This is a genomic window from Pedobacter cryoconitis (assembly GCF_014200605.1).
Taxonomy (GTDB): Bacteria; Bacteroidota; Bacteroidia; order Sphingobacteriales; family Sphingobacteriaceae; genus Pedobacter; species Pedobacter cryoconitis_B.
The window spans coordinates 879,407-904,779 of sequence record NZ_JACHCE010000002.1 but is presented as its reverse complement, the minus strand read 5'-3'; the positions used below and the strand labels follow the sequence as shown (position 1 = coordinate 904,779).

General features: G+C 40.0%; 17 protein-coding genes and 1 tRNA gene. 5 read left to right on the top strand and 13 right to left on the bottom strand.

Annotated features, from left to right (window positions below):
* Positions 1–4: 4 nt before the first annotated feature.
* Entirely contained in the window at positions 5–1,498 is a 1,494-nt protein-coding gene (locus tag HDE68_RS09980) for an aldehyde dehydrogenase family protein (RefSeq protein WP_183881389.1), read from the bottom strand.
* 165 nt (positions 1,499–1,663) lie between these two features.
* Between HDE68_RS09980 and HDE68_RS09975 the strand changes: the two genes are divergently transcribed.
* On the top strand, positions 1,664–2,596 hold the full coding sequence (locus HDE68_RS09975) for an AraC family transcriptional regulator (protein ID WP_260171733.1): 933 nt from the start codon (positions 1,664–1,666) through the stop codon (positions 2,594–2,596).
* Between the two features lie 174 nt (positions 2,597–2,770).
* On the opposite strand, the gene HDE68_RS09970 is transcribed toward HDE68_RS09975, so the two are convergent.
* The 10 genes from HDE68_RS09970 to HDE68_RS09925 form a co-directional block, all read right to left on the bottom strand.
* A complete protein-coding gene (locus tag HDE68_RS09970) occupies positions 2,771–4,972 on the bottom strand; it encodes an IPT/TIG domain-containing protein (RefSeq protein ID WP_183881388.1) in 2,202 nt (733 codons plus the stop codon).
* 33 nt (positions 4,973–5,005) lie between these two features.
* On the bottom strand, positions 5,006–8,248 hold the full coding sequence (locus tag HDE68_RS09965) for a TonB-dependent receptor domain-containing protein (protein WP_183881386.1): 3,243 nt from the start codon (positions 8,246–8,248) through the stop codon (positions 5,006–5,008).
* 21 nt (positions 8,249–8,269) lie between these two features.
* Positions 8,270–9,268: a fasciclin domain-containing protein gene (locus HDE68_RS09960; protein ID WP_183881384.1), complete on the bottom strand. Its 999-nt coding sequence runs from the start codon at positions 9,266–9,268 to the stop codon at positions 8,270–8,272.
* Positions 9,269–9,300: 32 nt separating this feature from the next.
* Entirely contained in the window at positions 9,301–10,539 is a 1,239-nt protein-coding gene (locus HDE68_RS09955) for a fasciclin domain-containing protein (RefSeq protein ID WP_183881382.1), read from the bottom strand.
* A gap of 4 nt (positions 10,540–10,543) precedes the next feature.
* A complete protein-coding gene (locus HDE68_RS09950; protein WP_183881380.1) occupies positions 10,544–11,638 on the bottom strand; it encodes a fasciclin domain-containing protein in 1,095 nt (364 codons plus the stop codon).
* Between the two features lie 34 nt (positions 11,639–11,672).
* The gene (locus HDE68_RS09945; RefSeq protein ID WP_183881378.1) at positions 11,673–12,869 is read right to left on the bottom strand and encodes a hypothetical protein; all 1,197 of its coding nucleotides are present in this window, start codon (positions 12,867–12,869) and stop codon (positions 11,673–11,675) included.
* Between the two features lie 9 nt (positions 12,870–12,878).
* Positions 12,879–14,579, bottom strand: coding sequence for a DUF4397 domain-containing protein (locus HDE68_RS09940; RefSeq protein ID WP_183881377.1), 1,701 nt, complete (start codon positions 14,577–14,579; stop codon positions 12,879–12,881).
* Positions 14,580–14,581: 2 nt separating this feature from the next.
* Positions 14,582–18,019, bottom strand: a complete 3,438-nt coding sequence (locus HDE68_RS09935) for a carboxypeptidase-like regulatory domain-containing protein (RefSeq protein WP_260171731.1) — start codon at positions 18,017–18,019, stop codon at positions 14,582–14,584.
* 200 nt (positions 18,020–18,219) lie between these two features.
* Positions 18,220–19,251 carry a FecR family protein gene (locus tag HDE68_RS09930; protein WP_183881373.1) on the bottom strand — a complete coding sequence of 344 codons (1,032 nt, stop codon included), beginning with the start codon at positions 19,249–19,251 and terminating at the stop codon, positions 18,220–18,222.
* A 73-nt stretch (positions 19,252–19,324) separates the two neighbouring features.
* On the bottom strand, positions 19,325–19,921 hold the full coding sequence (locus tag HDE68_RS09925; protein ID WP_183881371.1) for an RNA polymerase sigma-70 factor: 597 nt from the start codon (positions 19,919–19,921) through the stop codon (positions 19,325–19,327).
* 317 nt (positions 19,922–20,238) lie between these two features.
* Between HDE68_RS09925 and HDE68_RS09920 the strand changes: the two genes are divergently transcribed.
* Positions 20,239–20,532 (top strand): hypothetical protein, encoded by a 294-nt coding sequence (locus HDE68_RS09920; RefSeq protein WP_183881369.1) that lies wholly within the window; start codon positions 20,239–20,241, stop codon positions 20,530–20,532.
* A 1,198-nt stretch (positions 20,533–21,730) separates the two neighbouring features.
* On the opposite strand, the gene HDE68_RS09915 is transcribed toward HDE68_RS09920, so the two are convergent.
* Positions 21,731–21,803 (bottom strand) — tRNA-Phe (locus HDE68_RS09915).
* 211 nt (positions 21,804–22,014) lie between these two features.
* On the opposite strand from HDE68_RS09915, the gene HDE68_RS09910 reads away from it, so the two are divergent.
* Genes HDE68_RS09910 through HDE68_RS09900 form a run of 3 tightly spaced genes read left to right on the top strand, consistent with a single transcriptional unit; the run spans position 22,015 to position 24,966 of the window.
* Positions 22,015–23,310 (top strand): 4Fe-4S dicluster domain-containing protein, encoded by a 1,296-nt coding sequence (locus HDE68_RS09910; protein WP_183881367.1) that lies wholly within the window; start codon positions 22,015–22,017, stop codon positions 23,308–23,310.
* Positions 23,311–23,336: 26 nt separating this feature from the next.
* Positions 23,337–24,137, top strand: coding sequence for a (Fe-S)-binding protein (locus HDE68_RS09905; protein WP_183881365.1), 801 nt, complete (start codon positions 23,337–23,339; stop codon positions 24,135–24,137).
* A complete protein-coding gene (locus tag HDE68_RS09900) occupies positions 24,127–24,966 on the top strand; it encodes an MBL fold metallo-hydrolase (RefSeq protein ID WP_183881363.1) in 840 nt (279 codons plus the stop codon). Before HDE68_RS09905 ends, HDE68_RS09900 begins: the two co-directional genes overlap by 11 nt.
* Here HDE68_RS09900 and HDE68_RS09895 read toward each other — a convergent pair.
* Positions 24,890–25,366 carry a hypothetical protein gene (locus HDE68_RS09895; protein WP_183881361.1) on the bottom strand — a complete coding sequence of 159 codons (477 nt, stop codon included), beginning with the start codon at positions 25,364–25,366 and terminating at the stop codon, positions 24,890–24,892. The genes HDE68_RS09900 and HDE68_RS09895 overlap by 77 nt on opposite strands.
* Positions 25,367–25,373: the final 7 nt, after the last annotated feature.

Below are 25,373 nucleotides of genomic sequence, written 5' to 3'. Positions count from 1 at the left end.
TAATTTAAAAGAACCCTAATTTGTTCTTGTCATAAGAGATCAGCATATTCTTAACGCTTCTGTAATGGTCAAGCATCATTTTATGATTTTCTCTGCCAAAACCTGATTTCTTATATCCTCCAAACGGTGCATGGGCCGGATAAGCATGATACTGGTTCACCCATACCCTGCCAGCCTGTATAGCACGTGGCACCTGATATAACTCATGTGCATCACGTGTCCATACGCCAGCTCCTAACCCATATAAAGTATCATTCGCAATTTCAATGGCTTCTTCTACAGTTTTAAATGTAGTTACACAAAGCACAGGCCCGAAAATTTCTTCCTGAAAAATCCGCATCTTATTATGCCCTTTAAAGATTGTCGGTTCGATATAATAACCTCTTTCCAGATCTCCGGGTAATTTATTGATTTCACCGCCTATCAGAACTTCTGCCCCTTCCTCTTTTCCTATTTTGATATAGGATAATATCTTTTGATACTGCTCATTGGAAGTCTGCGCCCCCATCATACTATTCTGATCTAATGGGCTTAAAGTTTTAATCGCTTTGGTACGTTCAATTACCCGGGCAATAAATTGATCATAAATGCTCTCCTGTATTAAAAGGCGCGAAGGACAAGTACAGATTTCTCCCTGGTTTAAAGCAAACATGACTGCCCCTTCTACTGCTTTATCAAAGAATTCGTCATCCTGATCAGCTACAGACTCAAAAAATATATTAGGTGATTTCCCACCCAGCTCCATCGTAGAGGGAATAATATTTTCAGCAGCATACTGCATAATTAAACGGCCCGAAGTTGTACTTCCTGTAAAAGCAACTTTTGAAATTCTGGAAGAAGTCGCTAAAGGTTTCCCTACTTCCAGTCCATAACCATTGACAATGTTTAATACACCAGGAGGCAGAATATCACCAATCAGCTCCATTAAGATAATAATAGAAACCGGTGTCTGTTCTGCGGGCTTAACCACAGTACAACAGCCTGCTGCTAATGCAGGGGCTATTTTCCAGGTTGCCATTAACAAAGGAAAATTCCAGGGGATAATTTGTGCAACAACTCCAATTGGTTCATGCAGCACTATGCTTACAGTATGCTCATCATGTTCTGCTATAGTACCTTCTTCTCCTCTGATTACACTGGCAAAATATCTGAAATGATCTACAACAAGTGGTAAATCGGCTGCCAGTGTTTCTCTGATAGCCTTACCATTATCTATAGTTTCTACTGTAGCCAGGTAAGTTAAATTATCTTCGATTTTCTGCGCAACTTTCAACAGTATATTGCTTCTATAGGCCGGAGAACTTTTACTCCATGTTTTAAAGGCTTCATGTGCAGCATCCAGCGCCAGTTCTACATCTTCTTTACCTGATCTGGCTGCTTTGGTAAATACTTTCCCGTCTACAGGAGAGATATTATCAAAGTATATGCCTTTGACTGGCGGGACAAACTTGCCTCCGATAAAATTATCATAATGTGATTTAAATGCCGGTCTTTCCATGATGGTATGAATTTATGATTTGGTTTATACAAACCTAAAGGCTAACGGCAAGTGGAGATAGGACAATTGTAGCAAGTAGTAGCATTATCGTTGCACAATTGGTAAGCCAGATGAAAAACTTATATTTGAGTATACGCCTCTTAGAACTAACCAAACCTATAGGTTATGATGCAGCATAAATTAAATCCTGTTAGCCTGAGCAAGACAGCTAACTTACAAACCTTAGTCGAAAACAGAACAGCTTATACCCTTGAACGCTGTGAACTGAATGTTTTTGAAACTTATTCTGAGTCTTATAAAGTTCCACTAATATTTAATGACTTTGTCATCACCAGCATGCTGCGTGGTAAAAAGGTAATGCATCTGTTTAATAAGGCAGGTTTTGAATACCTCCCCGGAGAGACCGTGATCATTCCTCCATCGCAGGCTATGCAAATCGATTTCCCCGAAGCATCGGGTGAGAACCCGGCGCAGTGTATCGCCCTGGCTATTGACCATGATCAGATCAAGCAGACTATCCTTTATCTGAATGAATATTTTCCAAAAGTAACCGATGGCCAGCAATGGGCACTCAATTATGATGAGTATCATTTTTATAATAATGAAGAGATCTCATTTTTAATCAATAAGATGATCAGGATTTGCGGTGAAGGATCAAAAGAGAAAGATATATTGGCAGATCTGACCCTGAAAGAATTACTGGTCAGAATTATGCAAACGCAGAATTTAAAAATTATTGATCAGCAAAATACTGATACGAATCAAAATCCCCTGGCTTATGTCATAGGTTATATCAAAGCTAATTTAAGTGAAAAAATAAACATCAGTAGCTTAAGCAGCAAAGCCTGTATGAGCAAAGCCACTTTTTACAGGTTATTTAAACGTGAGCTGGGCATCAGTCCAAATGATTTCATTCTGAGCGAAAAAATCAGCCGGGCTAAGCAAATGCTGGCCAGACCAGGTTCAAAGATTGCAGCCATCAGTTATGACTTAGGCTTCAGTGACGCCAATTATTTTATCCGTGTATTTAAAAAACTGGAAGGAATAACTCCGGGCAGCTATCAGGGCCAGTTGTCTGGCATAAAAAATTACAGATAAATCATTTGCTGTTATAAAGCTTCTTATCGATCAATGGCATAACAATTAATATAATTAAATCTGCAATAGATAAAATCAATATTGCGATATCTGTAGTTTGCATAAATAGCCTGAATTAAAATCGGGCCCGGCAAATGCCAGACCCGATAGAGCGCATAATCAAATTATAAGATCTTATTTAAGGAAAACTTTTCTTACTGCATTGTTATTGTAATCAATAATGTACAGCGTTCCATCTTTGCCAATGGCTATATCTCCCATAGAGCCAAACCGGGCCTCACCAAGACTTCCATCATTGCTGCCAGTAACAAATTTTGCAATAGTAGTTACTTCTCTGGTTGAAATATTGACATTTCTGATTGCACGGTTACCATTATCAGCGATCAGGATATTTCCTTTTCCATCAGAAGTTAAACCATTGATATCGGTAAACATTGCTGCTGGTCCAATACCATCTGCGTAGCCATAGTTAGCACCGCAAAGACTTGGGTTTCTTTTACCCGTGAAATCAGTGCTGGTCACATAAATTGATTCGTTGCTCACTGCATAGAAAGTATCGCCAAAAATTGCCGGTCTTGAACTTTCCAATATTCCACTGAGATTAACCGTTGATCTCTGACCATTCTTATCAAATCTCAATGCATTAGAAAATCCATTAATTACATATAAGAAACCTTTTTCATCGAAAGCGATCTTGCTGCTGTATCCTATATTGGTGGCAAATGTACTCACAACTCCCTGTGGGGTGATTTTCCGGACCACTTGATTAGCGTAATCACTCAAAAACAGGTTATCCTGATCATCTATAGCCATACCTGATCCTACATTTAAGCTAAAAAGTGCGTCAGTCCCTGTTCCATTTCTGAATCCTGATTGTCCGGACGGGCTTCCTGCAAAAATAGAAACAGTTCCGTCAGGGGTAACTTTCTTAACCCGGTTTAATTTTGCTTCCAGTACATATACATTTCCATGGGTATCTACGGTAATCGCACCGCTTCTTCCATCAAATACGAAGTCATTCTTACCTGGTCCACCTGCCAGTGTAATTACCCCGGCACGGTTAAAGTCTGCGGGAGCAAAGGTGGTCTGACCATCAACTACAACTTTTAATGGTCCGGAAGTAAATCCTTCTGGTGCAATAACAACCAGACTGGTTTCTGAAGCACTAACTACAGTTGCCCTTTTACCATTAAAGGTTACTGCATTTTGTCCGGCAGCAGCATTAAAACCTGTACCAGTAATAGTTACCCTTGTACCTGCCAGACCATTTTCAGGACTTAATTTTGAAATACCCAGACTCTGATCTTTAAATTCAGGTCCTTCAGTTACCTGATCATTTACACTCAGTACAATTTTACCATTTCCAGTACCACCAGGAATAGTCAGGGTGATCCTGGTAGGAGTTGCTGCGATTAATGCAACCTGTTTACCATTGATTGTTACCTTATTTTCGTCTGTAAAGGTACTGAATGTTGTTCCGGTAATGGTCATTACTGCACCAGCCGGACCACTCAGCGGACTCACACTCAGAATTACCGGTGAGGCTACGACTGTAAATGCAGGCCCGGTCACTTTCTGGCTATTGATCGTCACAGATACAGGACCAGTATTTACCGCGTCCGGTGCGATCACAATAAGATGATCATCTGCAGCTTCTACTACTAAAGCCTGTTTACCGTTAAAATCAACATAATTACCCTGTACCAGTTCTTCAAATCCAGAACCTGTAATGCGTACATGTGTTCCTTTTCCTCCGGTAAGTGGTTTAATAGCTGTTATAGATTGATATTTAAAAGTCTGTCCGGATGCTTCTTTACCGTTTACCTTTACGGTCACCGGTCCGGTTCCTGCTGCTTCTGGTACTTCTGCAACCAGTAAAGTATCACTGGCACTCACTATCAGGGCAGTTTTTCCATTAATAAATACTTGCGCAGGCCCCGACTGACTGCCAAAACCTTCTCCCGAAATACGGATATGTGTTCCGGCAGCACCATTTTTAGGACTGATCCCTTTAATGGTCAGCTCCTGGTAAGTGAATTTACCAATAGTAATTGTTTCACCGTTTACTTTCATCACGATATCTCCGCTTGTACCGCCGGCAGGTGCCCTCATGACAATAGCTTTAGCTGTACTACTTACAATATCTGCGGTTGTCCCTGAAAAGGCAGCTGACACGTCACCGCCAAAACCTGTACCTTCTACTGTAACCAGTGTTCCTTTATTCCCGCTGTTAGGATAATAATCAGTGACTTTTACGGGCTCTTTAACCGGCTCGGTATGGTCTTTTTTACAGGCAGCAAACAACAGTATTACTATACCGAAGCTACAAATAACCCTATAAATTAAGGCTTGTCTGGATATCCAATGATTCTTCATTTTGTTTTTTATATGTAGGTTCATCCCCGTCTTTTAAAAAGTATATCTTACACCCAATTGCACCTGTGTTCTTGATCCATAATAATCAATACTATAAGGTTGTCCCGGATCATTAAATGTATAAACCGGATAACCGCCAGGATTCTGCTGAGGTGGGAACAAAGTTGGCGTCAGGCCCACACTCGAAGTAGAATTGAAAGTATTTGGTGAGAAATATTGTATCCCCCAGTTCTTATTGATCAGATTAGTCAGGTTCATTACATCAGCAGTCAGGGTAATGAACTGCTTGTTGTTTTTGTTAATAAATAAATCGTGCGATAAGTGAAGATCTGCCTGTACATTCCATGGTGTACGGCCTTTATTTCTTTCTGTATAATCACCTCTTCTGCTGCTTAGATATTCGTTACCGTCAATCAGCTGGTTAAAAGCTGCGGCTTGCTGTGCTGCGGTTCCCGAAGCATTGTTCTGGAAGAAACGGATAGCTTCTTCTCTTTGCGGAATATAAGCTAAACTCACCTGCTGCGGTAATCCCTGTACACTGTTGTTCACAATTCCGTAAGTAAAAGGACTGCCCGACTGTGCACTGAAAAATAAGGACACATTGGTTCTGCCTGCTTTACTCCAGATTTTATTATAGCTGATGCTACTTACAATACGGTTTCTGATATCAAAATTACTGTTAGCCAAACCTGGGTTATTAGGTACTAATGACTGATTTAACTGCCAGTTGGATTCCATCGAGTTACGTACTCCGTTTGAAAGATCTTTTGACTGTCCGTAAGTATAGGATACTGAAGCCTGCAATACATCTGCAATAGTTTTACTGATACTTCCTGTTAAACTGTATCTGTAACCTTTATTGGTATTGCTCAGTAAATAAGTATTAGAAAAACGCGGATCTACTGTACCGCTGTAAATTGGCTGCTGACGCAATTTATCATAAGGATAATAAGTTGGATTATCCTGAACATTCAATTGCTGGAAAAGTACATCTTTGATGTTTTTGGTATAGATTGCTTCTACACTAAATTTCCACTGGCTTGCTGTGGTATAGTCCAGCGCTAAACTTGTTCTTAATACCTGAGGCATTACAAAACCATTGTCTACTAAATCTGCCTGTGTTTTACCACTGTTAGGATTATTGATGATGGCACCGTTCTCCTGGATAAAACCACCAATACCGTTAGGACCGCCTTTAAGCGGATTTGTACCCGGTACAAATGGTTTTTGATCTGCTTTCTGATCAAATCCGCCATAACTGTCCCCCGTATTGTAGAAGGCATAAGCTAACCAGGCCATAGGGATTCTTCCTGTAAATAAACCAGCTCCTCCTCTTAAAATCAGGCTCTGATCACCTAACCAGTCATAACGGAAACCAACTCTTGGAGAGATTTGCACTTTATTCAAAAAGTTATTTCCAATTCTGTTAAGTGGTGTATAGGTATAGGTAGTCCCAAAATTAGGGTCTGTCAATGCGGTATGTGTTTTATCACTCAGACCTGGTCTTTGCGGCAGGTCTGTCAGATCTGCTCTCAGACCCGGAATCACTTTTAATTTATCTGACACCCGGATTTCATCCTGGAAATACACACTATACATATTCACATTAAAAATTGCACCCGGATTATTCAGGATATAATCTCTGTTGTTATTGGTATAGTTGTAAGAACCTCTCACACGGTAAGGGTTATTATTCAAATAATCATCTATACTCAGATAATCAACCCTCCCATTCCAGGAGTTTACAAATCCGTAATTGATTTTGTACAACTCGTTATGCGTACCCATAGTCAGTGTATGTTTACCGATATTCCAGTTCAGGTTCGCTGTCAGCTCTAATGTGCGCTGTTTCATGTTAAAGATACTTGCCTCACGATCTGTTCCCAGGTAAATAGTTGTACCAGGCGTACGGCCCATAATCTGTACCTGTGGTGCGCTTGGGTCACCCAGTGGATCTCTGGAGTCATTTACACGGGTATAACCAACCAGAAAATTACCTGAGAGGCTATTACTCATTCTGCTTTTCAATTCTGCAACTGTAGCTGTCTGCTTATTTTTCTGCAAAAAGGCCATGCTGCTGAACCTGAAATCCTGCTGATCGCGGTCCATATGGGTAGCTTCAGAGATAATTGTATTATTTCTTACAGCCAGCTGAAGTTTATCACTGATATTCCAGTCTATCCTATTAAAGAACTTGCGGGATTTGGCATAGGTAGTAAATTCTCCGGCAGTACCAGCGTCAATAAAACCCGCAGCAGTAATTGCATTTGCATCTGCGATTGTTAGTATACGGCTGGTTTCCAACTGTCCAACGTTTAATTGAGTTGGGTCATTCCTGCGGGTAATCTCTTCATTACTGAAGAAAAACAATTTGTTCCTGATAATTGGAAAACCTACACGGAAACCGGTCTGATAATCAGAGAAATCACTATTCATTTTACCTAATGTACCTACGCGGTCATTTCCTGTTAACGCTGCGTTACGGCCAAAACCATAAACAGACCCGCTTAAAGTGTTGGTTCCGCTGCGTGTTACGGCATTGACCGAACCACCGGTAAAATTACCAATCTTCACATCATAAGGCGCAAGGTAAACCTGCATATCCTCAATCGCATCAAGAGAAATCGGATTGGTGCGGGTAGAGCTTCCTGCCATACCAGAAGTACCGGATTGTCCACCTAAAGACGGACTGAAACCGATAGCATCATTATTTACCGCTCCGTCAATAGTGACGTTATTGTACCTGAAGTTGGCCCCTCCAAAACTATTGTCTTTACTTGCCTGCGGAACCAGACGGGTGATATCGGTAATACTGCGTGATACAGTTGCCATATTACGGACCTGGTCTGCATTGATATTTTTACCCGATCCGTAAGTACTTGCCTGCGCCCCTCTTTTGGTCGCTTTGACTGTAACCTCGGCCAGCTGCTGACTTTGGTCAGTTAATGCAAAATTCAGTTGAATAGCCGCCCCTAAACGAATGGATATTCCTTCTTTTTTGTCACTTTTCATACTAATCATCGCAGCTTCTACAATGTATGGTCCGCCTATCCTGAGGTTAGTCAGATAATAACGTCCGTTTTTATCGGCCGATGTGGCATATTTAGTACCTGATGGCTGGTGAATTGCAATAACAGATGCACCCGGCAATGTCTGTCCTGCTGCATCATATACTGTTCCGCTTAATGTTCCGCTGGTTTCCTGCCCGCTAACCATAAAGGGGAGCAGCAAAAACAAGAGCACACTTATTTTTTTGAATATCTGAGTTAATGTCATCTCTAAAATCTTAATGTTTAATTACTGTGTGATCTTCAGTACATTCTTAATGGTATGCAATACACCATTTCCTGTCAGCACATCTTTTTTAGTGGGATCCAGCTGGACTTCTGTCGTGTTACCCGTTCCTTTTAAACTAATACTTTTAGTAGCTCCCTGAGGGGAGTACACATCGATCAGCTTGATTTGAACTGAATTTCCATCCAGCATGGTCTGCTGAGTAAGCATAGAGCTACCTGTACTGAGTACATAATCGTAAATAAACCTGCGGTCTGACAGGATATGATAACGTACTACAGTTGCTAATACAGCCGGATCCATCTGATTGATAGCCTCCAGTGAAGGCAAACCAAATGTGGTCATAGCAGCATTGTTTGGTGCAAATATTGTATAAGGGCCCTTGCCTTTTAAGGTTTCAATTACCCCCGAACGTTGAAGTGCCTGATAAAACAGACTTACATTCCGGTCAGAAGCAATCGCATCGATGATCAGTTCGTGTGTATAAGGCTCCAGCATCTGGTCAATTACCTGTATCAGGCCATTGGACGCCCTGATGTTTTGCGAGATTACTTTTGAACCATTAATAGTCAGTACTGTATCTGCACCTTTTACCCAATGGGTAACAAAGAGCTTCCCTCCATTACCTGAACGGATCTCCTGATTAAACAAAAAAGGCAGTTTATTCAGTTCATACTTCCCATCCAGGATATGGTAATTCATAATCGCAGAAACCCTTGCCGGTTCTGCACCTAAAACATCCGCAGCGGTCTTAAAACCTGCCAGTGCGAAAGCGGCATCCGAAGGGGTAATTGCAGTAAAAGGTCCTGGTTCCAGCAATCTGGCTTTTAAACCAGATCTGATAAGGCCCGTATTGAAGATAGATAGATTAAAGTTATCAGCTACAACAGTACTGATCTTATTGGTATCTCCGTCTTTAGTTTGTTCTTTATCTTTTTTACAACTGTACAGGCTCAGACTAAAAGCGAGTAAACACAGTAAAATATATTTATAGTTATTCATTGGTCTGCTGTTAAATCTTTAGTATTGATAAGCTATTTCAATTTGAAACCCTTAGGCACCATAAAATGGTCTACCACATGCACAGGGCCCATTATGGTATTGATATCCGGATCTGTAATTGCTGCAGCAGGGTAATTGGCTCCCTTAACCTTCACTTTTACTGTTCCTCCTTCTTTACTAAATTCCAATGGATTCGTATAAACGGGTAATTTGCCATAAGCCCCCGAGCTAACTATAGTATAATTTGACAACAAGTTATTGGTCAGATCATTCGTGTAAAAATTAGTTAACCCCTGCTCTCCTCTTCCTGACTGAGGGTCATTATAAGAAAACGTAGCGCCCCAGCGATTATAAGCTACTAATGTATCAGTTGCCAGTCCACCTATCAGTGTATAAGTATCATAATCAAAGTAAGGAGTTGGATTCCTGTCGTTCAGGGCTAAAACATCATCTACTGTATTAAAGCCTGCCTGATGAAAAACTTCGTCAGGAATAGCGAAAATAGAATTGAAAACCACATTATAATTCGCAAAAGGTGCTAAGGTTATTCCCTGTGTAAAATCATGAAAAACAGCTCCCTCACTAAATTCTGTAATTAATGCGTCGTTACGCAGGTTTAGTTCCAGAAACATCCCAAAACGCCCATCTTCTTCTAATACCTGTAAAATTGTTTTGGCAGGTTTATGCAGTACATGATCTACCGGCCATAAAACACCATCTTTCGCCTGCACCGGGGCTGTAGTACTCTCTTTTTTACCGTTAATAAAAAGTCCTCCGTCAGCATATTTTAAATAGTGCAGATATATATAGATGTCAAATGGTGACTCTCCTGAAACTGCAGGTTTAACTCTCAGATTTGGATTTTCAAGCATGGTTCTGCCTGTAAAACGATTTTCACTTACCTTGAAATCCTCTACCTTCATATTTCCTGCTATAGCATGGTACAACAAGACGCTATCGAGTAGTTCGGGGGTTGTTTTATTGATAACCTCCAGCGTTAATCCATCTGCAATAAAGGCAGCATCCGAAGGGACCAGTAAAATCAAAGGAACCTTATTTCCTTTTGCCTTTATAATCTTGTCCATATTACTGCGTTGCCAGGCCGCCTTGAACAGCGTATAGGGAGAAGCAGTTAACACTTCTTTTAAAGTAATCGTAATATCAGTATGTGGTACAGGCTGCCCTTCTTCTTCGGGCATAAACTCTGCTTTTCTGCATGATGCCAGCATAACAATAAGCAAGCAGCACATTAATAATTTGATCAGTTTCATTTGCTTAGTTATTTGGTGAGTTATTAATTAGCGCCTGCTCAGGTAAGAGTAAAAGTCCCTGAACATCATGTACCAGTCCATTGTCTGTCAGATTATCCGATAACCCCGGGGTTGAAGCATAGATCGTATTGTAGTTTGTATAAAAATCAACAGGCGTCCTTAAGTTGAGTGTCAATGTATTGAGCCTGTTAAAAGAATCTGAAGCAGAGTTCATAATCATCAGCCAGTTATCATCATCCACTTTTCTGATAAAGACAGTTTCATCATTGATAAACTTGAAAGCAAAAAAATCAGAAATAAAGAAGTGCTTTTTATCCATAACATATCCACCAAAAAGCCTTTTGCCATTATAATTCTTTGTGTTTAAGGCAGCAATAGAAGCTTCGGTAATATTGCTGGCTTCAAATTCCTTATTCTGAGGCGCAAACACGGTAAAAGGGCCTGCTGTTGCTAATTTGTCCCAAAGACCGAATTTTTTTAACCCGCTGACAAAAATGCTATACTGAGGACGTTTGGCCAGCCAGTCCTGCACGGTACTTTTAGGTGTATATTTCATCACCTTATTGATGACATGAAGAGCTCCGTTAGCCAGGTTCACATCTTCTTTAACAACAGCAGCTCCATTGAAAAAAAGATCAAGCTGATAATTCGCAAACCCTTTGGGGTTAAAATTTGAAGAAGTAGTATAGAGCTCCTCTCCCGCAAGGGTAAGATACCGGATATCTACTCCATTTAAAGGGATATCCCTGGTTAGCAGACGGTAATTCAGAACATGGCGCTGTACGAGACTTTTCAGACTATCCTGATTCATCTTGTCAAAATCAGATGGCCTGCTGATTCCAATCTGCTGAAATGCCAGGTTATTAGGTACAAGCACTGTAAATGGACCTGGCCCCTGTAGTTGAGCTTTCATGCCTGCTTTTTCTATAGCGGCATAAAAAAGGCTCATGTCATAATTATTTTTAATAAAATCTGAGGCTAGCCTGAAATTCTCATTTTCTTTTGCAATTTCCAGGTCTTCATGCTTGCAGGAATTAAACAGCAGCAATAAAACAGGGATCAGCAGAAGTAATTTTTTGATTGATTTTCTAGTATTCATTAGAATTTAATTATTTAAGGTCTGATCTTCCAGGTTAATAAATTGGAGGTGCATATTTCCGCTGCACAGTAGTGAGATAAACATTCCCATTGACAATCTCAATCGTGTTTACTGTAGAGAATGAGCGCGGATTATAAACACCAGAATGAATATTTACAATCATATTCGGTAATTGAGCAGCATTATCATTACCTATCAGCTGTGATTTCCCATCTGTCATACAGTTAACCGGAGCCCAGTTTCCATCGGTCTCCATTTGAAAGGCTTCATATGGGTTATTTGCAGGGTCCATTCCTGGTGTCATCAGATCGAGCCGCTGCCAGATATTAGTAAATTTTCCATTGGATTTGCCATCTGCAAACAGCGGAAAATTATAATACGGGCTAACTTCAAGAACTTCTGAGTTGCGGGTCAGTTTACCTAATAATATATTCTGATAACCATACACAGGACCTTTCATCGTTTTTTCACTGGTATATAAAGAATAAAAAATATTCATCTCATCTTTAATTCCACCATATAATGCTCCTGATTTTTTATAGCTTGTTTTCTGATCTTTACTGGCATTCACAAAACCCTTTGCACTCATGTTATAAAAATTGACATAAACCAGAGAGTCTGATAAGGACAGTTTATGAAAATTCTCTTTTCTTAAATAAACGCCGTTCTTCTTGGTCACAAAATTCTTTTGAAGGACATGCAGCGTATATACTTCCTTTGCGTCAAGGACCATCGTTGTATCTATTAAAACACTCCGTTTAAGCTTAGTGTCCAGGTCAAAAAAAGGAACATTATTAACCGGTCTGAACAGAAATACAACCCGGTGTTTACCGGAAGGAATCTGGGCCCAGCTGCTCAGATCGAAACCATTAAGTATCGGACCGACCAGTACATTCTCTTTTCCCGGATATTCTACATTTTTATAAGAAATGCCTGTTCCTATATGGGAAGGATATGGCGGGGCATAAGGTTCACGCTGATCCAGAAAGTCGCCTTTAACAGCAGCTTTTACCGGTATCCCATCCTTATCCATTTCCGGATCTATCAGCATAGTCAGAAAGGGCACAGCCTCATCTTTATTATCCAGGCCTATGGTATAATTAAGGTTATTAAAAACTCTTAAATAAGCCGGGTCATCTATTTTTGCATATTCTACCTTGCTGCACCCTGCTGCAAAAAGCAATAGGATTATCGGGCTTAACAGGATATTTTTTAATCTTGATTGTGGCATAACTAACATCTATTTACTGTGTTTCACAATGATCATTTTTGCTTTCTTGTCAGCAGGTGCAGACGGGCTTGTACTGCCAACTAAGGCTATCGTATAAAAACCCGGCTCCTGATTGGGCAGATTCCCCCTGACATATAGTTCTGGTCTTGCTATTAAATCCTTACTGTTCACTACGGGTATATCACTTGCCCAGGTTCCAGGAAATACCGTTGGCGAAGAACGGAATGCCAGAATCTGATAAGGCTTCGCATCGTACGGAGGTATGACATAAGGGAATTCTATAGGAAATATGCCAGGTCTGAGGTTTTTCACTGCAGCAGTATTAAATCCATATGGCCCTTGAAAATCCTGTGCATTGTTAGTAGTCAGTGATAAATAAGGCATATCCGGACAAAGATTTAAAAAACGGATATTGAACGGGAAGCCTGCCGTGTAACGGGAGTAAGTCGCATCATCGCCATTGCCGGTACCTGCATACAAGGTCCCGCTCAGGTCATTGGCCACTGCACTGATCGTTGTTTTACCGCTGGCATCAGGATGCACCCACAGTGTAAAATTGGTATTGGCACCAAGATTTAAAGAATTACTTGCAATTACAGTTCCTGAAGCATCTGTTGCTTCAATTTTATAATTTCCGATCACGAAAGGTTCATAGCTGGTTTGTGCGGTATAGTTCATTGGTGCCCCAAGCGCTTTTCCATTCACCAATACCTTCATTCCATTGATCCCCGGAATAGCATTTACAGCTTGCAGACGTCCGTAGGTTAAATTTACTGGTTCGCTGACATCGTTGATCACTCTTAAGCTGTTTTGATATCCTGTTACAGTTTCTCCTGTATTAGAACTTCTGTAAGGAATCTTAAATTCTCTGGCTGCGACAACTATGGTATAGACCCCACCCGGAACATAAGTTTTTATAGGAACATAAGTCATAGTCAGTCCTTCTATAGTTGAAGTTGAAGGATTCAGAATTTGTCCATCACCAAAGCCAGGCACCTGTATACCAGCAGGCGTAAGTACCTTTAACTGAGCAGTGGTATAAGGCAGTTCAATATAGTCTGAATACTGTCCCGGAAGAATATTATTGGTTTTACTGCTGATGAGCGTCCCATCAGCCCAGGCCAGGCTCATCGGCCCGTTAATACTTTCCATTCCCTGTTCAGGCTTTACTGTTGCGGAAAGATTCAGTATCCTGACCTTGAAACTGGCCGGGTTAGAAGCTGCCGCAATTGATCTTGGCACTTTGATAAAGTCTGGCTGACCAGTTACCTGTACATTTGCCCCTGGCAGCAAATAGTAATCTGCTGGCTGTGCATCTTCTTTCACATTCAGTCCCAATGTATCCTTTGCGGATTGATAGGCAATACGCTCTACCAATACTTTAGCAGTCCCGTTTTTTAAAAAACTCTGCTGAATATTCCAGGTCGTACCTAAACGCCCATTGTCAGGAAAGTAATTCGTACCCGGATAAAAAGACTCCAGAGGATCGTTAGGTTTTCTGATGATATAGTTAGTCAGTGTATCTCCATTTGCTATTACCTGATTATATCCTGAAAGATTGATAATTCTTACAGATGAACTTTTACGTGCATCGGTTATAACACGGTTATCATATCCGGAGTCTATTTTTTCTTTTTTGCAACCAGCCAGAACCAGTAGCGAAACCAGCATCAAAGGAGTTACTTTAAGATATTTCTTTAGTTCTTTCATTGTTAAAACAAGTTATAAGTGAATCCCATCATAAATTCAGTACCGCGCTTGAAACTCCGGTTGATGTATTTGTTCCCGTACCATGTACCACCGGTTCCGGGATTTGCATATACAGTCTGCACTGCTGGGTTTAGCATGTTCTTGATATAACCTTTAAAAATCACGCGCTTTAAAATGCGCTGACTGAACACAAAATCAAGTACTGGTACAGGACGTGTATAGAGATCAGGTTCACCGGTCAGGTTGATTTGTACCAGGCGCTCTCCTACCATATTAAAGGTTCCTGTCAGACTTGTACCTGAACGTTTATTGTTATAGTTTAACCAGCCGTTTATAGAATAAGGAGCTTGTTCAAACAACGGACTGTTATCTGGCGTGTGTCTGTCTAAAGAGCGGTTCGCTTCTAAACGTTCTGGTGATTTTTTAATATCACTTTGTGCCAGTAAAAGGTTTGAGCCAATAAAGAAATTATTAAGCGGGTCCCAGATTCTACCCAGATCTTTTACAATTTCAAATTCTACTCCCCATACTTTACCAATATTCGGGTCATTCTCGAACCTGATAGTCGGATATTCAGGATAAGTTGCGGCAAGGCCACTGGTCTTTAAACTAAATACTTTGTATAACTGATTTTTGATACGTTTACCAAATAGGGAGACTGCTATTACCTCTCCGTTATTCGGAAAATATTCCCAGCGGAAATCAAGATTCTGAGTAGACTGATTAACCAGGTTAGGGTTACCTACAACCAATCCCATCTGAAAAGCATCAAATTCAAATACATTGGTGATTTCTCTGAGTTCAGGTCTGGCAAGTGTGGTATTGTATCCGGCTCTGAAATTCATTTTATCTTTTAAGCTGTAGGTCATATTTAAAGAGTAAAATGGCTTGTAACCAGTTTTGTAAACTGAATTAGGGCTTGTCAGTGATAAAGGAATACGAACACCACCTGCTCCAGGCGTAGTTAACGCCGGATCAAGAAAAACGCCTGCTGTATCTACTTTGGACTGGATATTGGTAGATTCAAAACGTAATCCACCTGTAACTCTCAGATCCTGGATTACTTTTAAATCGAGCATAGCATAGGCTGCCTTGGTTTCAAAGAAACCTGTATAGTTATTTGGCGATTTCTGACTGTTATATAAAAATCCGCCAACCGGCCCTGCACCTTCACCTGTACCAGGGGTCATCGCATGGATACCGATGATTTCGTTGCTGACCAAACGGTTCAGATTCCCTTCTACAGTATATAATGGTAAAGAACCCAGAGAAGAAAAATTAGAGCCTGGTAAGAAAAGTACATTCTCTGTAAATACACGGTCGCGGTTCAAATAATTAACCCCCGTTTTGAATTCCTGTTTCTGTCCCAGAAACTTGAATGGAAGACTTACATCTGCTTTATAATTATAGTTTGTTTCATCCAGATTTCTATAACGGCGGCCGTTAGGTTCTGCCTGGATAATACCATAAGCACCAAATCCGTTTACATAACCAGAAGAAAGTGCATACAGGTGCCTGGTAGATCCCATTCCCGGATTGGCAGCAATCGGCCCCGTTTGAGGCTGTCCATAATACGAATCACTACGTGGAGCATAATCTGCAAGGGTAACAAAACGATAATCAGGATCATTCTGGCCAGCTTTTGAACTCGCTATATTATAACTTAATCTTGGAGAATATTCTCCCTTTAAAAATTTATGCTCTCCCTGTAAGTTGAAAGTATTCAGCTTACGGTAAGATTGTTTTAAGGAATAAATAGTACTGTTTACCTCTCCTGGTAACCCGGTATATTCATATCTCCCCCTCATATTTGTAGCTTGTGTTTCACCACCCCAGCTGCCCAGATATTGCATACTGATCTCGTGCTGCGGACTAAAGCGGTAAGTCAAACCTAACAGGCCGCCATAGTTCAGTGTCTCTGTACCTGTATTCTCCTTATAAGTCTGATACTTGCCCATAAACAGGCTATTCGGCGTAATATAATTTGGAATATTTCGTGGACTGCTCACCTGAGGATTTCCGGTTACCACCCCCTGGTAAATACTATACTGCTGGATATCCCCGTTATAAATATCTGTGGTACGGCGATAATAATTTGCACCTGCAATTACACCCAATTTGTGTGTTTTAAACAGTTTATAACTGTTACCAAAAGTGGCAGAATACAACTGGTTTAAGGGCGCCTGTTTGTAACCTGTTGTTAAAACCGGATCAAATCCCTGCATAATTCCATTAATGCGGTTAACTTCCTGTTTTACCGCAGGGCTATAACCGCTATTGGCAATCATTTTTTGAATTTGAGGTAAACCACCTTTATATTGCTGTGCCAGATTTAAGAAATCCTGTGAAAGGTTCTTTTTATTGATATTATTACCTAAAAAGCCCATATCACTGTTATAAAAACTATTCACCTTTCCGCCTATTCCTATATTAGAATTAAAACCGGATTGCATAATCAGATCAAATACCATACTGTCTGGTACTGATTTAGTTTTTAGTTCCACGATACCCGCAGCCGCATCGGCTGGTTTATCTGGTGTTACAGTTTTATAAATAGTAATGTTATCTAAAAGCGAGGCCGGGACAAGGTCCAGGGGAATTGCACTGCGGTCCGGATCTGAAGAAGCAAGACGGATACCGTTCAGCTGCGCAATTACACTCCTGTCCCCTAATCCCCGGATCGCAACATATTTATCATCAGTAACAGTTACACCCGATACCCGCTGTAAAGCCTGGGTAGTTGTGATACTCGCTGTACGCTCTATTTGTACAGCAGATATCGCATCCTGTACTGTAGCTGATTTTTTTCTTTCATCTAATACGGCAGACTCAGTATTGGTCTTTCTCCTTGCCTGAACTGTGACTTCACCCAACTGGGTTGAAGATGCCTTTAAACTAATATTGATTTCTTTTGATTTTCCATCTACCCTAACCTCACGTGTCTGATATCCCATATAAGAAATGATCAGTACAGCCCCCCCTTCGGGTATAGTCATACGGAATTTACCGTTTGCATCAGTTGATACCGCACTACCTGTTCCTTTGATCTTCACACTTACCCCGATCAGGGTTTCTTTTGAGTTTTCGTCGGTAACAGTCCCGCTAATTATAATGGGTACTGGCTTCTGATCAACTACGACATAACCTTCTACAAGTTTATATTGTAAACCAGTATGAATTAAAAGTCGGTTGATCGCTTCTCTTACTGTAATCTGAGCAGAAACAAGGGTTACATTCTTTGTCACCATTTTCATGGATTGCTCTCTGACTGAAAATTTAATATTACCCTGTTTGCCTATGGCAGACAGGCCTTCTGCTACGGTAACATTCTCCAGACGCAGGCTTATTTTATGATCAAGATCCTGGCTCTTTACATTATTCGCCGCGAGAATACTTAAAAAAGTAAGCTGGACTACAATGATTACAAAAGAGCATCTCATAATAAATTGAATTGAAGGATAATGATTTAATCCTTTTTGCATATTTTTGAACATTACGGGTTTATTCGCTGCGAGGCGATGATCTGTTTACTGAAACCGGAGGACGTCGAAATCACACGGTTTTTGGTCATTAAATTTGCTTCCTGCCTTTCAGGCGGGGAGCATTTATGTTTGTAGAATTTTACATAATTTCCCTTTCTTTAATTAATCGTAATATTTTTCTCATTGATTTTATAATGGAAATGACCTGTAGCACTCAGCACTTCCATAATTTTACGCAGGGGAACACTTGCTTGCAAAACAACACTGAGTTCTTCTTCTGCCTTAGCTTTATTTTTATAAATTATTTTCACATCATACCAGCGTTCCAGCTCTGCGGTGATATCCTGTAAAGTGCGTTTGTTAAATACCAGTCTGCCATCCTTCCATGCCTTTACATTATCGATGACTGTTTTTGAGATGATCGCATTTCCCATCAGACAGGTAACCTGCTGTCCGGGGGTTAATATGGCAAGTGACTTAACCAGATGTCCTGTATACTCATCAACCCTTACTTTTCCTGTAGCTACAGCGACAGTAATTGGCCGGTTCTTAAATGCTTCAATTTTAAAGGAAGTTCCCAGCACCCTGGTCTGCACATTGCCGGTATGGATAATAAAAGGTCTCTTTGGATTTTTGGTGACCTGGAAAAATGCTTCACCTTCCAGTTTAACCTCTCTGCTGCCCGCAGCAAATTTATCCGGGAAAACAAGTTTACTGCCAGCACCCAGAAAAACTTCAGAGTTATCTGGCAAAGTTACTGTGGAACGCTGTCCGTTAGCATTCACTACCTGACGCAACACCGCTAATCCCTGAACGGGAGTTTTTTTAAACTTTAACAAACTATAGGTTGCGAAACTGAAAATAAACAGCGCCAGTACAGCTGCATACTGTAAATAATTTCTTCTTTTTATTTTCCGGATAACAGTTTGTTCCGAATTTGTCTTTCGCAGGGCCGAGCCTTCTTCTGTTTCCAGCCGCTGATAAAAATCTTTAAGTCTTTCATTTAATATGGGCTGATCAATATCTTTCTCCTGCACTAAGCCAGTCCAGCTCTCTGCCAGCACTTCATCAAAAAGTTGCTGCGTACCCGGAAGCAGCATTAATTTTTTCATGTCTTCCAGTTCTTCCGGACTACAATCCTGATTAATGTATTTCCTGATTAAGTTCTTTTGTGTAATATCCGATTGCATTCTAATTGTCGTTCAATAAGTAAAACACAATTAACCGGAGCTACCACCTATAGGAAATGAAAAAAAATAAAAATTAATTAAATAGTACAGAAAGGACTATCAGTAGTGTAAAATCAGCATGTTCGTTTAGCTGCTTACGAAAAAAGCTGAGTGAAGCCACCATATAGTTTTCAACGGTGTTTACAGAGAGATCCAGATTTTTAGCAATTTCAGCATAACTCATATCCTCATCTCTGCTCAGTTCATAAACTTTGCGGCGCTGCGGACTGAGCTGACTGATTTTCTGGCGATAAAAGTTTTCCAGCTCTCTGCTGTTCAATTGATAATCAACAGCTGTAGAAGTTAAAGTGATATGATCCCTGACCAGTTCTAAAGAAACGGTAGGTAATATTTTTTTACGGTAATGATTATAGATCGCATTCTTTACCGAGCGGTAGAGATAAGCTTTGAGATCATCTTCAATAATAATTTCGCCTTTCTTTTTCCATAACCCCATCATAACATCCATAACGAGCTCTTCTGCTACGCAGGATTCTTTCAGGTTTTTTAAAGCGAAACTATAAAGTGAATTATAATAGCGTTTAAAAAGTACGTTATAGGCTACAGTATTACCAGTACGGTATTTTTCCAGCAGAAACTTATCAGATAAATCGTTTGTTATTTTTGACATTTGCTAACCAAAGAATCTCTTGGTCGCAAAAGTAACAGGGAAAAAACTTCTGTATATTAAGAGAATATTAAGTTATTAAAACACTCTTGTATCCTAAAGTTAAAAATAAAAAACTGCAAAGCTTTGATGTCATCATCTGAGGTAAATAGAATTCAACTCCCCTGACTGAATGAAGTGGAATTTTATTCAAAAAAAATAACCTATTATTTTCAATTTAAAACATCTTAATTTAATTAAACACTGACAATCAATTGATTAAATCGAATTTAAGTATGTTTTTTATAGCTAATAAAATTATAATAGTAAAAAAAAACATTATGATTAACTTCTCTGCACATGCCGTTCGACAGGGCGAAACTGTCGAAGTAACGGTGAATGGAATTTTACCAAATTCCTGTACTAAAATTATAATCAGTGACTTTTATCCGGGAAACAGGGTCTATATTCATGATCCGGGACATGCCCAGCTCTTTCTGGAGGTAGTAACGAATATAGAATCAGGCATCTGTATCATGAATACAGTTCCTTTCTCCATTACAAAACATCTTCATGATAATATACATAAAGATGTTGAAGTCTATAAACGGTCAGTTGACTATTCCAATTACTGATATAAAAAATCAGTTTATAGTTGTCAATCTGATTGGTGGTTTTGTGGATCAAGTCATAAACTTGCGGAGCGGGCTCTTTTTAAGCATAAATTTTGACATGCTAAACAGAAAGTCTTTGCTATCAGGGATGCTCTTATGCCTCTGGAAGTTGTGCTGAAAGCTTTCAATTTGCATGGGAATGACTCAGCCGAAACAAAGCCGGGCTGTCAGTAAATAAATTCAAAATAGCTAAATAATCAATCTATATCGGCCGGGTACTGCCCGGGTACTGTCCGGGTACTCGTTAGGGTAAGAGCAATGCTAAAGTAAGGTAAGAGCATGGCAAGTCCAGGTAAAAACAACTAGTTGAAATGACTTAGAGTTACTATGCTTAAAGGCTGTTCTCAACGTGGTGTCACCCCGATCTCTATTCAGGCACAACCAAATCATAACCGGATGAAGATTAATGAAATTATAATTTTCCCTTTGATTAACCCATGGACAATTGCGGACATTTTTTACTCATCAGGATAATCTATAACGCGAATAGCTTACATTGGTAGAAAGGCATTTATTTATTATGGGAAGTTTAACGGGTAAATTTTCAAAGGGAATCCTGGGCGGTTTCATTTTTAAAGCAGCAGTTTGGAGTACAGGTTGTTTCAAAAGTTCTGTACCGGGCACAATGAAACAATCAATGGAAACCGAAAAAAAATTAGAGAACTTTCGTAAAAGTAGAAAACCTGGAAAAATCAGGATCTTTCCTCCCCCTAAGCATTCCGCTGAAGCGTTGACCGATCTCTGATCAAAGTAATCAGGGCGTTTAATCATGTTAAATTGAACTATAAAATCAGGAAGTAATTAGCTTATTAAAGAATCGTAACCATCTGCTTTGAACTCAAAAAATATCAAACCCAAAACTTGGAATTTAATCCCTAATCCACAAGTTTATGACTTGATCCGGTTTTGTACCGCCACCCTCCTATAGTATTGTACCAGCTGATTTTAAATTAATTCCAAACATTTATGAAAAATCATATGGCCCTGCTGCCTACGACCAGTGTAAAGCATGCATTAAAAAAGAATCCTTTAAACAAAATCCTTATACGTTTTTCTTAAGTGGAGGCGGAGGCAGTGGTGCCCCAGGGGGTTAGGTTAATATTTAAAATATCTTTTAAAACAAAAAAGCTTCAGAGAAATCTGAAGCTTTTAGAAGAAGTGGTGTGGGCCGGGATCGAACCGGCGACACAAGGATTTTCAATCCTTTGCTCTACCGACTGAGCTACCGCACCATCTTATTTCAACATGTTTGAGCATGTTCCCCTCGGTTGGGAGTGCAAATGTAGTTTCTTTTTTTGAATTGCAAAACTTTTTCTGAAAATAATTCAAAAAGGCCCCAGAATTATTTAAAACTGCTCTAAATTTAAAATAATTATGCAAGCATAGTATTTTTTTACTGCTAATTATTTTAACTTAGCATGACTGTAAAAGATTAACCAAATAATGATTTCACAAATTCTATTTATAGCAATCACTTTAGCGGCAATCGCACTATTCAGCTTCAACCTGAAAAAGGTGATCCGCAATATTAAAATCGGGAAAGCGGCAGACCGCACCGACCAGCCTCAAAAAAGACTGATGACCATGATCAGGGTTGCCCTTGGGCAAAGCAAAATGGTGGTCCGTCCAATTCCTGCTGCGCTGCATTTTGTCGTTTATATAGGTTTTGTAATCATCAATATCGAGGTACTCGAAATTATGATTGACGGGATATTCGGTACCCACCGTGTTTTCGGAGGCCTGGGCAGTCTGTACAACTTTCTGATAGGCTCTTTTGAGATCCTCGCCCTGGGTGTATGGGTTGGCTGTGCAATTTTCCTGATCAGAAGAAATATTCTAAAACTAAAAAGATTAAATAGCCCGGAACTGAAAGGCTGGCCAAAATCTGATGCCAATTACATCCTGATTACAGAAATTCTGCTGATGTCAGCATTTCTGTTAATGAATGCAGCGGATGCCAAATTACAGGCTATGGGTGCCCATCATTATATAACAGCTGGCTCTTTCCCGGTCAGTCAGTTCCTGCAAAATATATTACCAGCAAGTGAAGGCAGTCTTATTGCCATTGAAAGAGGCTGCTGGTGGTTTCACATTTTAGGTATTCTTGCCTTCCTGAACTACCTGCCTTATTCTAAGCATTTCCATATCCTTTTTGCTTTTCCAAACACTTACTTCTCTAACCTGGAACCAAAAGGTGAGTTCAGCAATATGCAAAGCGTAACCAATGAGGTTAAGGCGATGCTTGATCCATCTTTCACCCCTCCTGAAGCAGAAGCAGGCCGGTTTGGTGCAAAAGATGTGAATGATTTATCGTGGGTAAACCTGATGAACGCTTATACCTGTACTGAATGCGGACGCTGTACCTCAGTATGTCCTGCTAATATTACAGGTAAACTGCTTTCTCCACGCAAAATAATGATGGATACCCGTGACCGTATGGAAGAAGTGGGTAAAAACATTGATAAAACCGGAGCTGGCTTCGACGATGGGAAATCATTAATTGATGATTATATCACCAGAGAAGAAATATGGGCTTGTACCAGCTGTAATGCTTGCGTAGAAGCCTGCCCTATCAACATTGATCCACTGGCTATCATTACAGACCTTCGAAGGTATGCTGTAATGGAAGAATCTCAGGCACCATCAAGTATCAATGCAATGCTTGGAAATATTGAGAACAACGGGGCTCCATGGAAATATTCTCCTGCTGACCGGTTGAACTGGGCTAAAGAAAATTAATTTTAATCTATTACTCAAGCTGAATAATGAGCGAGAAACTAAATATAGAAGTACCTACAATGGCAGAGATGATTGCCAGGGGCGAAGAACCTGAAATCTTATTCTGGGTAGGCTGTGCGGGTAGTTATGATGAGCGTGCCCAAAAAACAACACGTGATATCTGTAAAATACTTCATCACGTAGGCATTAAATATGCCGTATTGGGCACAGAAGAAAGCTGTACCGGAGATCCTGCTAAACGTGCCGGAAATGAATTCCTGTTCCAGATGCAGGCTATGACAAATATTGAAGTACTGAACGGTTATAATATTAAAAAGATCGTGACTGGTTGTCCGCATTGCTTCAATACCATCAAAAACGAATATCCTGGTCTGGGTGGCAGTTATGAAGTGATTCACCATACACAATTAATTCAGGACCTGATTAATGAAGGTAAACTGAAAGCTGAAGGGGGCGAAAGTTTTAAAGGTAAAAAAATCACTTATCATGATCCTTGTTATCTGGGCCGTGGTAATGGTATATATGAAGCTCCAAGAAAAGCATTAGAAGTATTAGACGCGCAACTGGTTGAAATGAAACGTTGTAAATCTAATGGTCTTTGCTGTGGTGCTGGCGGTGCTCAAATGTTTAAGGAACCAGAAAAAGGGAACAAAGACATCAATATCGAAAGAATTGAAGAAGCACTGGAAACCAGTCCCAATATCATTGCTGCAGGTTGTCCTTTCTGTATGACCATGTTAAGTGACGGTGTTAAAATGAAAGAACAGAATCAAAATGTTCAGGTTTTAGATATAGCAGAAATTACAGCAAGAGCAAATGGGTTGTAACCCTCTTTTTATTACTTCATTAAATTCGGGCAGTAACGGCAATTGCTATTACATTGGTAATGCAAAGGAAGCCGTACTTATAGATGCTGGAATCTCCTGCCGGGAAACAGAAAAAAGGATGCTTCGCCTGGGTTTATCCATGGGCAAAATCAAAGCTATTTTTATTTCCCACGAACACGGTGATCATATCCGTGGCTTAACTGTCATGGCCAAAAAATACCGAATCCCGGTTTATATTACTCCTGGAACTATTGGGAACAGTAAACTGGAACTACCAGAAGATCTGGTGAATTCTTTCACCAGCCACCAGGTTGTAGAAATAGGCTCTTTACAGATTACCTGTTTTCCTAAAATACATGATGCTGCAGAACCACATAGCTTTATGGTTTCGTGCGAAGATATTAAAGTGGGCGTTTTTACCGATCTTGGCATTGTATGTGAACAGCTGACCCATCATTTTAAACAATGTGATGCTGCATTTCTGGAAACAAACTATGACGAGGAACTTTTACAGCAAGGGAATTATCCCTATTATCTGAAAAAGAGAATTAGCGATGGTTTTGGTCACTTAAGTAATAAACAGGCCTTAGAATTGTTTATTAACTCACGTCCGGCCAGGCTTACGCATTTATTATTAGCCCACTTATCAAAAGATAATAATAATCCTGTTTTAGTAGAAAACCTGTTTAAAGAACATGCGCAGGATACGATGATCATTGTAGCTTCGCGTGATATGGAAACTCCATTGTTTACTATTGGCGGAGCTTCGAACTCATCTGCTGAAATTTCTCCATTAGCTGATTCAGCTCTTCGGGCTCAATATTCTTAAGTGGTATGGCCATAAAAGTGGCCATACTATCAATATCCCCGCCCTTGCTATCATTATAAGTCTGCACAATGACATCATCCCCTTTTGTCCGCAATATTAAAGTACCTGACTGCGAAGTTCCGGCATAATCTATATCCTTGTATTTTAAAAAATTAAAAGAGAAATATTCTATCTTCCCATTGTTAAAGAAACACTTATAACGGCAAAAGCCAGTGTTGGTAACATGGAGTTCATACTTTTTGATAAGCCCTCCTTTCGCCTCTGCATTATAATGATCATACAATTTCTGCTGCACATAAACGGCCTCTTCTTCAGTTGGTCCGTAAGCTGAAAAAGAGAGAAAAACAGTGCATAGCAAGGCATACGCGGCTATTTTTAAGGAGATTGTAAACTTTTTCATCTCAGTT

Excerpts from the sequence above, each read along its gene's own strand:
- HDE68_RS09980 (WP_183881389.1), bottom strand. The coding sequence starts at position 1,498 with ATGGAAAGACCGGCATTTAAATCACATTATGATAATTTTATCGGAGGC.
- HDE68_RS09975 (WP_260171733.1), top strand. The coding sequence starts at position 1,664 with ATGATGCAGCATAAATTAAATCCTGTTAGCCTGAGCAAGACAGCTAAC.
- HDE68_RS09970 (WP_183881388.1), bottom strand. The coding sequence starts at position 4,972 with ATGAAGAATCATTGGATATCCAGACAAGCCTTAATTTATAGGGTTATT.
- HDE68_RS09965 (WP_183881386.1), bottom strand. The coding sequence starts at position 8,248 with ATGACATTAACTCAGATATTCAAAAAAATAAGTGTGCTCTTGTTTTTG.
- HDE68_RS09960 (WP_183881384.1), bottom strand. The coding sequence starts at position 9,268 with ATGAATAACTATAAATATATTTTACTGTGTTTACTCGCTTTTAGTCTG.
- HDE68_RS09955 (WP_183881382.1), bottom strand. The coding sequence starts at position 10,539 with ATGAAACTGATCAAATTATTAATGTGCTGCTTGCTTATTGTTATGCTG.
- HDE68_RS09950 (WP_183881380.1), bottom strand. The coding sequence starts at position 11,638 with ATGAATACTAGAAAATCAATCAAAAAATTACTTCTGCTGATCCCTGTT.
- HDE68_RS09945 (WP_183881378.1), bottom strand. The coding sequence starts at position 12,869 with ATGCCACAATCAAGATTAAAAAATATCCTGTTAAGCCCGATAATCCTA.
- HDE68_RS09940 (WP_183881377.1), bottom strand. The coding sequence starts at position 14,579 with ATGAAAGAACTAAAGAAATATCTTAAAGTAACTCCTTTGATGCTGGTT.
- HDE68_RS09935 (WP_260171731.1), bottom strand. The coding sequence starts at position 18,019 with ATGAGATGCTCTTTTGTAATCATTGTAGTCCAGCTTACTTTTTTAAGT.
- HDE68_RS09930 (WP_183881373.1), bottom strand. The coding sequence starts at position 19,251 with ATGCAATCGGATATTACACAAAAGAACTTAATCAGGAAATACATTAAT.
- HDE68_RS09925 (WP_183881371.1), bottom strand. The coding sequence starts at position 19,921 with ATGTCAAAAATAACAAACGATTTATCTGATAAGTTTCTGCTGGAAAAA.
- HDE68_RS09920 (WP_183881369.1), top strand. The coding sequence starts at position 20,239 with ATGATTAACTTCTCTGCACATGCCGTTCGACAGGGCGAAACTGTCGAA.
- HDE68_RS09910 (WP_183881367.1), top strand. The coding sequence starts at position 22,015 with ATGATTTCACAAATTCTATTTATAGCAATCACTTTAGCGGCAATCGCA.
- HDE68_RS09905 (WP_183881365.1), top strand. The coding sequence starts at position 23,337 with ATGAGCGAGAAACTAAATATAGAAGTACCTACAATGGCAGAGATGATT.
- HDE68_RS09900 (WP_183881363.1), top strand. The coding sequence starts at position 24,127 with ATGGGTTGTAACCCTCTTTTTATTACTTCATTAAATTCGGGCAGTAAC.
- HDE68_RS09895 (WP_183881361.1), bottom strand. The coding sequence starts at position 25,366 with ATGAAAAAGTTTACAATCTCCTTAAAAATAGCCGCGTATGCCTTGCTA.